This is a genomic window from Ensifer sp. NM-2, assembly GCF_003024455.1.
Lineage (GTDB): Bacteria > Pseudomonadota > Alphaproteobacteria > Rhizobiales > Rhizobiaceae > Ensifer > Ensifer canadensis.
The window spans coordinates 1-805 of record NZ_PVZR01000075.1 but is presented as its reverse complement, the minus strand read 5'-3'; the positions used below and the strand labels follow the sequence as shown (position 1 = coordinate 805).

The 805-nt window shown below is 67.0% G+C and carries 1 protein-coding gene and 1 pseudogene; both read left to right on the top strand.

Annotated features, from left to right (window positions below):
• On the top strand, nt 1-335 hold a 335-nt coding region (locus tag C6558_RS38810; protein WP_245449371.1), incomplete at its 5' end, for a sugar phosphate isomerase/epimerase.
• Nucleotides 336-678: 343 nt separating this feature from the next.
• Nucleotides 679-805: pseudogene (locus tag C6558_RS38805) on the top strand (gfo/Idh/MocA family oxidoreductase); the annotation flags it as partial.

The window sequence follows — 805 nt, the reverse complement described above, 5'->3', positions numbered from 1 at the left end:
GGATGTTCCACGTCAAGGATGCCGAGTTCAACCCGACCGGGCGGCAGGGCGTCTATGGCGGCTACCAGGGCTGGGTCAACCGGGCCGGGCGTTTCCGCTCGCTCGGCGACGGCCAGGTCGATTTCGGCGCGGTGTTTTCCAAGATGGCGGCCAATGATTTTACCGGCTGGGCAGTGGTCGAATGGGAGTGCTGCCTGAAGCATCCCGAAGACGGCGCGGGCGAAGGCGCCGAGTTCGTCAGGCACCACATCATCCGGGTGACCGAAAAGGCCTTCGACGATTTTGCCGACGGCGGTACCGACGAGGCCGCCAACCGGCGCCTGCTGGGGATTTGAGGCACGGTATAGAGCCAACGGTGGCGCCTGCCGGGCGATGGCCGCAGTGCGCCCCCGGCCGTAGCCCCTCACCCTAACCCTCTCCCGCAAGCGGGGAGAGGGGACGTGCCACACGGTGCTGCCGAGCGAGAGGAAACGCCGTCGCGATCGCCCTTCTGCCAGCTGCTGGAGGAGGGGATGTGAGCTGACGCTGGCGCTGCTGTCTTGGCTGGTGGTGCGAGCGGGTGCCGCATATTCCTTCTCCCCGCCCGGCGGGGAGAAGGTGCCGGCAGGCGGATGAGGGGCAGCCGCACGACGATGACAACGAGACGATAGAGCAGGTTCAGAACAGGGAGACAAAACGATGGCAATCGAGGGAACGAGCGAGAAGCGCGAGCGGCGGATCAGGCTCGGCATGGTCGGCGGCGGTTCGGGCGCCTTCATCGGCGCGGTGCACCGCATCGCCGCCCGGCTCGACGATCACTACGAAC